The organism is Collimonas sp. (assembly GCF_039923675.1).
GTDB lineage: Bacteria > Pseudomonadota > Gammaproteobacteria > Burkholderiales > Burkholderiaceae_D > Collimonas.
Map to the genome: position 1 here is coordinate 60,539 of NZ_JBDTCG010000015.1, position 12,961 is coordinate 73,499.

Annotated in this window: 12 protein-coding genes; all 12 read left to right on the forward strand. The window is 55.6% G+C overall.

Features of this window, described 5'->3' with window-relative positions; all coding sequences use genetic code 11:
* The first annotated feature begins 9 nt into the window (after positions 1 to 9).
* Positions 10 to 1,635, forward strand: coding sequence for a GMC family oxidoreductase N-terminal domain-containing protein (locus tag ABI171_RS03145; protein ID WP_348091155.1), 1,626 nt, complete (start codon positions 10 to 12; stop codon positions 1,633 to 1,635).
* A gap of 200 nt (positions 1,636 to 1,835) precedes the next feature.
* Positions 1,836 to 2,606, forward strand: a complete 771-nt coding sequence (locus tag ABI171_RS03150) for an ABC transporter ATP-binding protein (protein WP_348091156.1) — start codon at positions 1,836 to 1,838, stop codon at positions 2,604 to 2,606.
* Positions 2,606 to 3,361 (forward strand): ABC transporter ATP-binding protein, encoded by a 756-nt coding sequence (locus ABI171_RS03155; protein ID WP_348091157.1) that lies wholly within the window; start codon positions 2,606 to 2,608, stop codon positions 3,359 to 3,361. Before ABI171_RS03150 ends, ABI171_RS03155 begins: the two co-directional genes overlap by 1 nt.
* An 80-nt stretch (positions 3,362 to 3,441) precedes the next feature.
* Positions 3,442 to 4,650 (forward strand): ABC transporter substrate-binding protein, encoded by a 1,209-nt coding sequence (locus ABI171_RS03160; protein WP_348091203.1) that lies wholly within the window; start codon positions 3,442 to 3,444, stop codon positions 4,648 to 4,650.
* Positions 4,651 to 4,792: 142 nt separating this feature from the next.
* Positions 4,793 to 5,677, forward strand: a complete 885-nt coding sequence (locus tag ABI171_RS03165; protein WP_348091158.1) for a branched-chain amino acid ABC transporter permease — start codon at positions 4,793 to 4,795, stop codon at positions 5,675 to 5,677.
* A gap of 28 nt (positions 5,678 to 5,705) precedes the next feature.
* Positions 5,706 to 6,683 (forward strand): branched-chain amino acid ABC transporter permease, encoded by a 978-nt coding sequence (locus ABI171_RS03170; protein ID WP_348091159.1) that lies wholly within the window; start codon positions 5,706 to 5,708, stop codon positions 6,681 to 6,683.
* Between the two features lie 313 nt (positions 6,684 to 6,996).
* Positions 6,997 to 7,770 carry a TSUP family transporter gene (locus tag ABI171_RS03175; protein WP_348091160.1) on the forward strand — a complete coding sequence of 258 codons (774 nt, stop codon included), beginning with the start codon at positions 6,997 to 6,999 and terminating at the stop codon, positions 7,768 to 7,770.
* A 442-nt stretch (positions 7,771 to 8,212) separates the two neighbouring features.
* The gene (gene mnmG / locus ABI171_RS03180; protein ID WP_348091161.1) at positions 8,213 to 10,138 is read left to right on the forward strand and encodes a tRNA uridine-5-carboxymethylaminomethyl(34) synthesis enzyme MnmG; all 1,926 of its coding nucleotides are present in this window, start codon (positions 8,213 to 8,215) and stop codon (positions 10,136 to 10,138) included.
* Between the two features lie 69 nt (positions 10,139 to 10,207).
* Positions 10,208 to 10,870, forward strand: coding sequence for a 16S rRNA (guanine(527)-N(7))-methyltransferase RsmG (gene rsmG / locus ABI171_RS03185; protein ID WP_348091162.1), 663 nt, complete (start codon positions 10,208 to 10,210; stop codon positions 10,868 to 10,870).
* A 16-nt stretch (positions 10,871 to 10,886) separates the two neighbouring features.
* Complete coding sequence (locus ABI171_RS03190) at positions 10,887 to 11,096, forward strand: hypothetical protein (RefSeq protein WP_348091163.1); 210 nt, start codon at positions 10,887 to 10,889, stop codon at positions 11,094 to 11,096.
* Between the two features lie 19 nt (positions 11,097 to 11,115).
* On the forward strand, positions 11,116 to 11,886 hold the full coding sequence (locus ABI171_RS03195) for an AAA family ATPase (protein WP_348091164.1): 771 nt from the start codon (positions 11,116 to 11,118) through the stop codon (positions 11,884 to 11,886).
* A 137-nt stretch (positions 11,887 to 12,023) separates the two neighbouring features.
* A complete protein-coding gene (locus tag ABI171_RS03200) occupies positions 12,024 to 12,920 on the forward strand; it encodes a ParB/RepB/Spo0J family partition protein (RefSeq protein ID WP_348091165.1) in 897 nt (298 codons plus the stop codon).
* Positions 12,921 to 12,961 lie beyond the last annotated feature (41 nt).

Genomic DNA, 12,961 nt, shown 5'->3' on the forward strand with positions numbered 1-12,961 from the left:
AAGAGGCGCATGGAATCAGCAGGCAAGTACGACTACATCATCATCGGTGCAGGGACCGCGGGCTGCGTGCTGGCGAACCGTTTGACACAAGATAGTTCGGTCAAGGTGCTGCTGATAGAAGCAGGCGCAAAAGATGATTATATCTGGATCCATATTCCTGTCGGCTATCTGTATTGCATCAATAATCCTCGCACCGACTGGCTATATAAAACCGAGCCGGATGTCGGCCTGAATGGCCGCAGATTGCTATATCCGCGCGGTAAAGTATTGGGAGGAAGTTCCTCGATCAACGGCATGATTTACATGCGCGGCCAGGCGCGCGATTATGATCAATGGGCGCAACTCACGGGCGATCCGTCATGGCGCTGGGAGGAGGTCCTACCGCTGTTTAAAAAGAGCGAAGACCACTATAAAGGCGCCAGCGAATTTCACGGCGCCGGCGGCGAATGGAGGGTGGAAAAGCAGCGGTTGTCATGGAAAATACTTGACGCATTCCGGGACGCCGCAGCGGAAACCGGTATCCCTAAAATCGATGATTTCAACTGTGGCGACAATGAAGGGTCCGGCTATTTCGACGTCAACCAAAAGCGCGGTATCCGCTGGAATGCGTCGAAGGCATTTTTACGTTCGGCGACGCGGCGCGGCAACCTGGATATCATGACAGGCTGCCACGTCAAGCGCCTGGTGCTTGAACGTGGCGAGCAGGGGCTGGTCTGCAAAGGCGTTGAATTTTCAGGTGGTGGCAGGGAATGGAATGCCGAGGCCGGCCGCGAGACGTTGCTGAGTGCAGGCGCTGTGGGCTCACCGCATATTTTGCAGATGTCAGGCATTGGTCCGGCGGCTTTATTGCAGCTGCACCAGATCCCTGTGATGCAGGATACGCCGGGTGTCGGGGAGAACCTGCAAGACCATTTGCAGATCCGCATGGCTTTTACAGTCAGCGGCGTGAAAACCCTGAATGGGATGAGTAACAGCTGGTTTGGCAAGGCGAAAATCGGCATGGAATATCTGTTGACGCAGAGCGGTCCGATGTCGATGGCGCCTTCGCAACTGGGGGCGTTTGCCAAGTCCGACCCGGCGCAAATCACGGCCAATCTGGAGTATCACGTGCAACCATTGTCGCTGGAGAAATTCGGTGATCCTTTGCATGCATTTCCCGCTTTTACCGCCAGCGTATGCAATTTGCGTCCTACTTCGCGTGGCCATGTGAGGATTGGTTCAGGCATTGCCGAGAATGCGCCTAAAATCACCTTGAATTACCTGGCAACTGAGGAAGACCGCAAGGTCGCCGCTGCTTCGGTATTATTGACCCGTAAAATTGCCGCGGCGCCGGCATTGCGAAAGTACGCTCCCGAAGAATTCAAACCTGGACTGCAATACCGTACCGAGGAGGATCTGATCAAGGCCGCCGGTGAAGTGGGCACCACTATATTCCACCCGGTGGGGACCTGCAAGATGGGACGTGCCGACGATGCGATGGCGGTGGTCGACAGCAAGCTGCGGGTCAAGGGAGTGGGGGGCTTGCGCGTGGTTGACGCTTCGGTGATGCCGACCATCACCTCCGGCAACACCAATTCACCGACCTTGATGATTGCGGAAATGGCGGCAAAATTCATCAGGGAAGAGCGTTACTGATGGTTGGTTTGTTGTGCGTTTTAAATTATTTTGTAAGACATGACTGATTTTCTCCTCAGTTTTTGTATAGTATTTCTACGTATTGCCCCGTTAGAGTGGCGCCGGTAGTATCCGTAAAAAATATAAGGCTGATAAGGTACATGCAATAGTATCTATCAGCGCGGGATGTTCCGAATAAAGCAACATCAATGGGAGACTGGATGACCGACATCATCTTGGAGACAAAAAACCTGACGAAAGAGTTCAGGGGGTTTACGGCCGTCAATGCCGTCAACCTGCAGGTTGAGCGTGGCCATATCCACGCATTGATCGGTCCTAACGGCGCCGGGAAAACGACTTGCTTCAATTTACTGACTAAATTCCTGATTCCGACTTCCGGCCAGATCCTGTTCAACGGCCGCGACATTACCGCCGATGCGCCGGCCCAGATCGCGCGCCAGGGCATCATCCGTTCATTCCAGATATCGGCAGTGTTTCCGCACCTGAGCGTGATGGAGAATGTCCGCATTGGTTTGCAGCGCTCGCTTGGCACGTCCTACCACTTCTGGAAGAGCGGCAAGTCGCTGGCGCAGTTGAACCAGCGCGCGATGGAGCTGTTGGCGGAAGTCGACCTGACCGAGTTTGCCGATACCCTGACGGTTGACTTGCCCTACGGTCGCAAGCGCGCGCTGGAAATAGCAACCACGCTGAGCATGGAGCCTGAACTGATGCTGCTGGATGAGCCGACGCAGGGCATGGGGCACGAGGATGTGGATCGGGTCACGGCGCTGATCAAGAAGGTGTCTGTGGGCCGCACGATCCTGATGGTGGAGCACAACATGAATGTGGTGTCCGGCATCTGCGACAAGATCAGCGTGCTGCAGCGCGGCGCCATGCTGGCGGAAGGGCGCTATGAGGAAGTATCGAAGAATCCGTTGGTAATGGAGGCCTATATGGGCACCACGACCGAAGCACTGGTGGGAGCACATTGATGTCTGCCGTTCATTCTTCGTCAATCAATGCTGCAGTTGGCGGCCAGGGTACAGTAGCGCTGAGCATCGAAAACCTGCAAGCCTGGTACGGCGAATCGCACATCTTGCACAATGTGAACCTGAGCGTGCACAAGGGCGAGGTGGTGACGCTACTGGGTCGCAACGGCGCCGGCCGCACCACCACCATGCGCGCGATCATGGGCCTGACCGGCGCCCGCAAGGGCTCGATCAAGATCGGCGGGGTTGAGACGATCGCGCTGCCGACCTACAAGATTGCGCATCATGGCGTCGGTTATTGTCCGGAAGAACGCGGGATTTTTTCCTCGCTTTCTACCGAAGAAAACTTACTCTTGCCGCCGTCGTTATCGAGCACCGAAAAGGGCATGTCGGTGGAAGAAATCTACGACATGTTTCCCAACCTGAAAGAGCGCCGGAACAGCCAGGGCACACGGCTTTCAGGCGGTGAACAACAGATGCTTGCAGTCGCGCGGATATTGCGCACGGGCGCGCGGCTGCTGTTGCTGGACGAAATTTCCGAAGGCCTGGCGCCGGTGATCGTGCAAGCGTTGGCGCGCATGATCACGACCCTGAAATCCAAGAGCTATACGATCGTGATGGTGGAGCAGAACTTCCGTTTTGCCGCGCCGTTGGCGGACCGTTTTTATGTGATGGAGCATGGCCAGATCGTCGAGTCCTTCGCCTCGTCGCAGCTGGAAGAAAAGATGCCGGTGTTGAATGCTTTGCTGGGTGTGTAGGTTTGCGTAAGGGAGGTCCTGCTGATGTAACGTGGTTGCAGGACAACGGGTCGTTTAAAAAATTGGAGAAGACAATGAATATCAAATTAAAGACGCTGGCAGTTGCCGTGAGCAGTACGATCGCCTTCAGTGTTGCGCTGCCGGCAGCCGCGCAAATTTCGGGCGATGTGATCAAGATCGGTTTCATCACCGACATGTCGAGTGTCTACTCCGATATCGACGGTCCGGGCGGCGCCGAGGCCATCAAGATGGCGATTGCGGACATGGGCGGCAGCATCAACGGCAAGAAGATCGAACTGATTATGGCGGATCACCAGAACAAAGCCGATATCGCTTCCAGCAAGGCGCGCGAGTGGTTCGACCAGCAAGGCCTGGACATGCTGATCGGCGGCACCAACTCCGGCACGGCATTGGCGATGGCGAAAATCGCCGCTGAAAAGAAGAAGCCTTTCTTTGAAATCGGCGCCGGCAGCACTCGCCTGACCAATGAGGAATGCACGCCTTACACCGTGCACTACGCCTACGATACTTATGCGCTTGCGCATGGCACCGGTTCGCAGGTGGTGAAGCAGGGCGGCAAGAGCTGGTACTTCATCACCGCTGACTATGCTTTCGGCGCTTCGCTGGAAAAAGACACCACTGCGGTGGTGAAGTCTTCCGGCGGCACGGTACTCGGTTCGGTCAAGCACCCGCTCAACGCCTCCGATTTTTCCTCGTTCATGCTGCAGGCGCAATCGTCCAAGGCGCAGATCATCGGCCTGGCTAATGCCGGCGGCGACCTGATCAATGCGGTGAAGGCCGCCAATGAATTTGGCGTCACCAAGAATGCCAAGCTGGCCGGTTTGCTGGTCTTCATCAACGACATCCATTCGCTGACCTTGAAGCAGACCCAGGGCATGTACCTGACCGACAGCTGGTATTGGGATCAGAATGCGGAATCGCGCGCTTGGGCGAAACGCTATTTTGAAAAGATGAAAAAAGAACCTTCCAGTTTGCAGGCAGGGGATTACTCGGCGGCGATGCAATACCTGAGCGCTGTCAAAGCCACAGGCACCGACGATGGCGACAAGGTCATGGCGCAACTGCACAAGAGCAAGTTCAACGACATGTACGCGAAGAACGCCTATCTGCGTCCCGATGGCCGTGTGGTGCACGACATGATGCTGTACCAGGTCAAGGCGCCGGCCGATTCTAAATATCCTTGGGACTATCTGAACAAGATCGAGACCATTTCTGGCGAGCAGGCTTTCACACCGAAGGCCGAAACCAAATGCGCGCTGTGGAAATGATGGTGCGCTGATTTTCCTGCGCTGTCTTGGCTGACGATATGCCTGGCGTGTCATAAGCGTGCTGATCCTTGCTGGGGTCGGCACGCCGTTGCGCTGTTTGATTGTTCTTCACTCGCACGAGTGATTTTTTGATGATATTGCCATGGAAATTTTCGGCATTCCCTTTCAAGCCTTGATGAGCCAGCTGCTGCTGGGGTTGGTCAACGGTTCGTTCTACGCCATGCTGTCGCTGGGCCTGGCGGTGATCTTCGGGCTGCTCAACGTCATCAACTTCGCCCATGGCGCGCTGTACATGATGGGCGCTTTCCTGGCCTGGATCGGCCTGACTTATTTCAACCTGAACTACTGGGTGATGCTGGCCCTGGCGCCGCTGCTGGTGGGCCTGTTCGGCATCATCATTGAAAAGACCATGCTGCGCTGGCTATACAAGCTGGATCACGTCTACGGGCTGCTGCTGACCTTCGGCATCACCTTGATGGTGGAGGGCATCTTCCGTTCGTTCTACGGCGTCTCCGGCCAGCCGTATTCGGTGCCTGATGCCTTGAGCGGCGCCACCGATCTCGGTTTCATGGTACTGCCGAACTACCGCGCCTGGGTGGTGCTGGCGTCGCTGACGGTCTGTTTTGCGACCTGGTTCGTGATCGAGAAGACCAAGCTCGGCGCTTACTTGCGCGCCGGCACCGAGAATCCGAAACTGGTGGAAGCCTTTGGCGTCAACGTGCCGCTGATGGTGACCTTGACCTACGGCTTCGGCGTCGCTTTGGCGGCCTTTGCCGGGGTGCTGGCGGCGCCTGTGATCCAGGTCTCGCCACTGATGGGTTCCAACCTGATTATCGTCGTCTTCGCGGTTGTGGTGATCGGCGGCATGGGCTCCATCATGGGGTCGATCATTACCGGCCTGGCGCTGGGCGTGATTGAGGGACTGACCCGGGTGTTCTATCCGGAAGCCTCGGCCACTGTGGTGTTTGTGGTGATGGCGATTGTGCTGATGATCCGGCCTGCCGGCTTGTTCGGTAAAGAAAAGTGAAAACCGGAGCGATGGGAGAGCTATGAACATGAATAAGAAAATCGGCTATGGCTTGCTGTTGCTGGCGGCCCTGGCGGTGCCGTTCGGTATCTATCCGGTGTTCCTGATGAAGATCATCTGTTTCGCGCTGTTCGCCTGCGCTTTCAATTTGCTGATCGGCTTTACAGGATTGTTGTCGTTTGGGCATGCTGCGTTCTTTGGCGGTGCAGGCTATGTCGCCGGTTATGCCTTGCAGACTTTGGGCTTGCCGACCGAACTCGGGTTGATCGCCGGCACTGCGACGGGCGCGCTGATCGGCCTGGTGATGGGCAGCCTGGCGATCCGGCGGCAGGGGATTTATTTCACCATGATCACGCTGGCATTGGCGCAGATGCTGTATTTCGTTTGCCTGCAGATGCCGTTCACTGGCGGCGAGGATGGTTTGCAAGGCGTGCCGCGCGGACATCTGCTCGGCTTCATCGATCTCGGCAACGACCTGACTTTGTATTATGTGGTGCTGGCGATTGCGGTGGCCGGCTTTGCATTGATCGTGCGTACGGTAAATTCTCCATTCGGCCAGGTGTTGAAAGCCATCAAGGAAAATGAGCCGCGCGCCATTTCCCTCGGCTATGACGTCAATCGCTACAAGCTGCTGGCCTTCGTTTTGTCGGCGGCGTTATCGGGCCTGGCTGGTTCTACCAAGACCTTGGTTCTGGGTTTTGCAACTTTGACCGACGTCCACTGGACCATGTCCGGGCTGGTGGTGCTGATGACATTGGTTGGAGGTTTGGGCACGATCGTCGGACCTATCGTCGGCGCAGTCATTATTATAGTGCTTGAAAACAAGCTGGGTGATATCGGTAACTGGCTTGCCGCGGTCACGCATATCGACTGGTTCAACGGGCTTGGCGAATCGGTAACGATCGTTACCGGTTTCATCTTTATCGTTTGCGTGCTGGCGTTCCGGCGCGGAATTGTTGGTGAAATTTCAGCACTGCTGAAGAAGCGGGCATCCGGTACCAGCTGATCTTTTCGCTGCAGTTTGGCGCCAATCAAGAGCCCGTACATAGCTTGTCTTGTACGGGTTTTTTGTTAAGTGCCCGGCCCGAATCTTCTGCCTAAATAATAGGCAGATACTTCATTTTGGCGTATGTTGCTTATTTAAATCCATCGCTGCTTGCGATCTGACTCAAGCTAGGGAAATGCTTGGACAGCTATGATTAAATATCATAGCCATGACGTAATCCGGCTCAAGGTTTGGCACGTAGAATTGCGTGTCTTTTATGCCTTGGCGGCATCTATGTTCGCCATTTTCTTTTCACCCCTCGTTCGTACATGCCATGCCTGAGTTATTCCCGGATTTCCTTATTTTGGCGCTTGCCAGTTTTCTCGCTGGTTTGATTGACGCGGTAGTTGGAGGAGGGGGCCTGATCCAGATTCCGGCCTTGTTTGCGATGTTGCCTAATGCCACACCCGCAACGATCTTCGGCACCAATAAACTTGCCGGCATCTTCGGTACCGGTGCCGCCGCGGTGAATTTCGCCAAGCGTGTAAAGATTGCCTGGAACTCTGCTTTGCCCGCTGCAGGAGCGGCATTCTTGTTTGCCTTCCTGGGTGCTTATACCATTACCCATATTCCTACCGAAGCTATCCGGAAATCGCTGCCGTTCATTTTACTGGCGGTAGCGATTTACACAATCAAGAAGAAAGATTTCGGCAGTATTCACGCGCCCTTGCATACCGGCTCGAAAGAGAAGCTATTGGCGATGTTGATCGGTGGCGGCATCGGATTTTATGACGGTGTTTTCGGCCCTGGTACAGGTAGCTTCCTGATTTTCCTGTTTGTGCGATTTTTCGGCTTCGATTTCCTTGCGGCTTCCGCAGTATCCAAGGTGATCAACGTTGCTACCAATTTGGCCGCTTTGCTTTGGTTTGGATATAGCGGACATATCATCTGGCAACTTGGATTGATTATGGCTATCTGCAATGTCGGTGGTTCGCTGTTAGGTACCAGGCTCGCACTCAGACATGGGAGTGGTTTTGTACGAAAGCTGTTCTTGTTTGTAGTGTCGGTATTGATTTTGAAGACTGGCTATGATGCTTTTCTAAGATAGCTTCCCCAAGCTTCCAAACAAAACGGCGATTGTTCCACGTGAAACAATCGCCGTTTTGCTTTTTCTGTTCGCAAACAAAGCTAAATGCCTAATGTTCCACGTGAAACATCTGTTGTATGTCCAGCACAGGAATCAATGTCAGCGCTGCATGCATAAACCTAGAAGTGGCGGTGGACCACTTATCTGCATTTGAAAGTTTGCGTTTGACTGGTTGGGGAAGGGTTAAATAGTTCACATATGCGCAGAGAACGTTACGCATCCGATTGTGCTTTTGCCAGGATGCGTGACAAAGCGAGACGATCGCAGCAGGGATTTCCCTGCAAGGAGGAGCAACGCTGTCAGGCATCCTGGCAAAAGCACACTCGGACGCGTCCCGCCACCACTTCTAGGTTTATAATCACCCCTCTGCTCACCGTTATTCATCGTCTCCAAGAGGCGCACTATGCTTTTTCCTACACATTTTGATGTAATCGTCGTTGGCGGCGGCCACGCCGGCACCGAAGCCGCGCTGGCTTCCGCCCGCATGGGCCAAAAAACGCTATTGTTGACTCACAATATCGAGACCTTGGGCCAGATGTCCTGCAATCCTTCGATTGGCGGGATAGGCAAGGGCCATCTTGTGAAAGAAGTCGACGCCATGGGCGGTGCAATGGCAATTGCCACCGATGAAGCGGGTATCCAGTTTCGCATCCTGAATTCCTCCAAGGGCCCGGCGGTACGCGCAACCCGCGCGCAAGCTGACCGTATCTTGTACAAGCAAGCCATCCGTTCGCGCCTGGAAAATCAGGAAAACCTGTGGTTGTTTCAGCAGGCGGTGGATGATCTGATTGTGGATGGAGATCGTGTCGTTGGTGCTGTCACTCAGGTGGGGATTCGCTTTCTGAGCAGGGCGGTGGTGCTGACCGCCGGTACTTTCCTGGACGGGAAAATCCACGTCGGCTTGAATAATTATTCGGCAGGCCGCGCCGGCGATCCTCCGGCGATTTCCTTGTCGGCACGTCTGAAAGAGTTGAAGTTGCCGCAAGGGCGGCTGAAGACAGGGACGCCGCCACGCATTGACGGCCGCACTATCGATTTTTCGGTCATGGAGCCGCAACCGGGGGATCTTGACCCGGTTCCGGTATTTTCCGTCATGGGCAATGCCGGGATGCATCCGGCACAACTGCCATGCTGGATTACCCATACCAACCAGCAAACGCACGATATCATCCGCGCCGGCCTCGACCGCAGCCCGATGTACACGGGCGTGATCGAGGGAGTTGGTCCGCGCTACTGTCCATCGATCGAGGACAAGATCCATCGCTTCGCCGGCAAGGATTCGCACCAGATATTCCTGGAACCAGAAGGGCTGACCACCAACGAGTTTTACCCTAATGGTATTTCGACAAGCCTGCCATTCGATGTGCAGCTGGCTTTGGTCCATTCGATGCGTGGTCTGGAAAATGCTCACATCCTGCGTCCCGGCTACGCCATCGAATATGACTACTTCGACCCGCGCGGTTTGAAGGCTTCGCTCGAAACCAAGATGATCCAGGGCCTGTACTTTGCGGGCCAGATCAATGGCACCACCGGTTACGAAGAGGCTGCGGCGCAAGGGATGCTGGCCGGTCTCAACGCTGCATTGCAAACACAAGAACGCGATGCCTGGACGCCGCGGCGCGATCAAGCTTATCTCGGCGTGCTGGTCGACGACCTGATAATTCAAGGTGTGCAAGAGCCATATCGCATGTTCACCAGCCGCGCCGAATATCGCCTGAGCCTGCGCGAAGATAACGCCGACTTGCGCCTGACCGAAACCGGCCGCCAGCTTGGCTGTGTCGGCGATGTGCAATGGGCGCAGTTCGAGAAAAAGCGCGAAGCGGTCGCCGTCGAGATGGAGCGCCTGCGATCGACCTGGGTCAATCCGCGCATCGTCGCCAATGCCGAAGCAGAGCGTTTGCTGGGCAAACCGATGGAACGGGAATATGCCCTGATGGATTTGCTGCGCCGGCCAAATGTTACTTATGAACAATTAATGACGCTGAAGGGTGTCGATGGCCAGGAGCTCGGCGGTCCGGGCGTGCAAGATGACAGCGTCAAGGAACAGGTCGAAATCCAGGTCAAGTACGCCGGCTATATCGATCGCCAGGCGCGCGAAGTAGAGCGCCACGAACACAATGAAAACCTGAAATTGCCGGCCGACCTCGATTACATGGAAGTCCAGGCGTTGTCGATCGAAGTACGGCAGAAGCTGAATCTGCATCGGCCAGAAACCTTCGGCCAGGCTTCGCGCATTTCCGGCATCACGCCGGCGGCATTGTCGCTGTTGCTGGTGCATCTGAAAAAGGGTGGGATGAAGCGCCTGAATGCCGATGACCAGGCGGCTTGAGGTGAGAATGGCTTGCATGAAAATTAACGACCTGGCAGGTAATTGCCAGCATAATCGTGGAGCGGCAACATGAGTTCAACGCAGACCGCACTATTGGACGCGAGCCTGCAGCAAGGTGCACAAAAAATAGGCATCACGCTGGATCCGCAGCAAGAACAGCAATTACTGGCTTATCTCAACCTGCTGGCCAAGTGGAACAAGGTCTATAACCTGACTTCGATCCGTGAACCGGCGCAGATGATGACCCACCATTTGCTGGACTCGCTCGCGGTGGTGCCGGCCTTCGCTGAAGCCGGGCATGTGCTGGATGTCGGCGCCGGCGGCGGCTTGCCAGGGATGATCCTGGCGATCTGGGCGGCCAAGGCCAAGCCGTCGATGCGTGTGTCCATGATCGACACGGTGCACAAGAAAACGGCGTTCCTGACACAGGTGAAAGCCGAGCTGGGATTGAGCAATGTCAGCGTGCATACGGCAAAGGTAGAGCAGCTGCAGGTGACGCAGAAATTCGACGTGATCACATCGCGTGCGTTTGCCGAGTTGGCCGATTTCATCAACTGGTCGGCGCATTTGTTGACAAATGATGGCCAGTTCATCGCACTGAAAGGCGTCAAGCCGGACGAGGAAATCGCCCGCTTGCCGGCTGGCTGGCAAGTCACGGAAATAAGGCCGGTGGCGGTGCCCGGGCTGGACGCGGAACGCCATCTGATATTTATCAAGCGCAGCAATCCATAACAGGAGCCGGACTACCATGACCGCCTTTTTTCATACTCGCGGCGTGACATTTTTGACGATGGGCGCAATCATTTCCAGTTGCGCATTTATTTACGGTAGTCTGTTGGTACTGCTTGGTAACCATGCCGCCAAGCGCCTGGGACACAATCGCCGTATTGCCGCATTCGCCTCCAAGGCCGCAGGATTTTTCCTGATCGGCTTTGGCATCAAGTTATCAACCAATTAAATAACGACCTGACCACTACATGGCAAAAATATTTTGTGTCGCCAATCAAAAGGGCGGAGTCGGTAAAACCACCACCGCCGTCAATCTGGCCGCCGGCCTGGCGCAGCTGAATCAGCGCGTATTGCTGGCCGATCTGGACCCGCAAGGGAACGCCACGATGGGCGCGGGAATCAATAAAGGTACGCTGGCCGCCACGATTTATGAAGTGCTGTTGGGGATGTCGGATATCAAGTCGGTACGCAAGACGTCCGAGACCGGCGGCTTCGATGTATTGCCGGCGAACCGTGAACTGGCAGGCGCCGAAGTGGAAATGGTCGAGCTGGAAAATCGCGAAAAGCGCCTGAAAGATGCATTTGCCAGCGTTGCCGACGAATACGATTTCATCCTGATCGACTGTCCGCCGGCGCTGTCGATGCTGACCCTGAACGGCCTGTGTGCGGCCAACGGCGTCATCATCCCGATGCAATGCGAGTACTACGCGCTGGAAGGCTTATCGGACCTGGTGAACACCATCAAGAAGGTGCACGCCAACCTGAATCCGGACTTGAAGATCATCGGCTTGCTGCGCGTCATGTTCGATCCGCGCATGACTTTATCGCAACAAGTGTCGGACGAACTGGAAAAGCATTTTGGCGACAAGGTATTCAAGACAGTGATTCCGCGCAACGTGCGTCTGGCGGAAGCGCCGTCGTATGGCATGCCAGGCGTGAGTTTTGATGCCGCTTCCAAGGGCGCGCAAGCTTACATCGCCTTTGGCGCCGAGATGGTAGAGCGCATCAAAAGCATGTAGTGCACAGGTAATACAGGGGTAGTACACATAGTTATCCATGGGTTTAACCACAGCTTATTCCCGTTTTATTCATGGGTTGCCCACAGAGTTATCCACAGGCCTTTCGGCGTGTAATCAGTAATCTACGGTAGGAAAAGATGGTCACGAAAAAATCAAAAGGACTGGGTCGCGGTCTCGAAGCTTTACTGGGCGGATCGACCGATATCACAGATGCGGTGCCGACGATTGCCGGCGCACCTTCAGTGTTGGCGGTGACTGTCATGCAGGCCGGCAAATACCAGCCGCGTACCCGCATGGATGAAGGCGCGCTGGCCGAACTGGCGTCGTCGATCAAGGAGCAGGGCTTGCTGCAGCCGATCCTGGTGCGGCCGATTGCTTTGCACAATGGCGCCCAGCACTATGAAATCATCGCCGGCGAGCGCCGCTTCCGGGCGGCGCAGATGGCGGGGCTGATTGAGGTGCCGGTATTGGTTAAGGATGTTGACGACCAGACCACTGCCGCGATGGCGCTGATCGAAAACATGCAGCGCGAGGACCTGAATCCGCTGGAAGAAGCACAAGGCATCCATCGCCTTATCACCGATTTCAGCTTCACCCACGAGCAGGCGGCGGTATCGGTAGGGCGCTCGCGCAGCGCGGTATCGAACCTGTTGCGTTTGCTGAACCTGGCCAAGCCGGTACAAACCATGCTGATGGCGGGCGATATCGACATGGGCCATGCACGGGCGCTGCTGGCGGTCGATGCGGCGACCCAGATCACGCTGGCGAACCAGGTGGTGGCCAAGCGCATGTCGGTGCGCGATACCGAAAAACTGGTGGCGCGCGCCACCACCGAAGCGGAAGCGGCGAACCGTCCGCCTAAAAATAAAGAAAAGTCACGCGACATCGCCCGTCTGGAAGAAGAGTTGTCGGATCTGCTGGCGACGCAGGTGACCATCAAGACGGCGGCTAAAAACCGCGGCCAGTTGATTATCGATTTTTCCGATCTGGATACCTTGGACGGTCTGATTACTCGCCTGAAAGGTGCGGAGTAAGTTACAAAGCGAAACATGGAAGACCGGACGACAGATTTTTG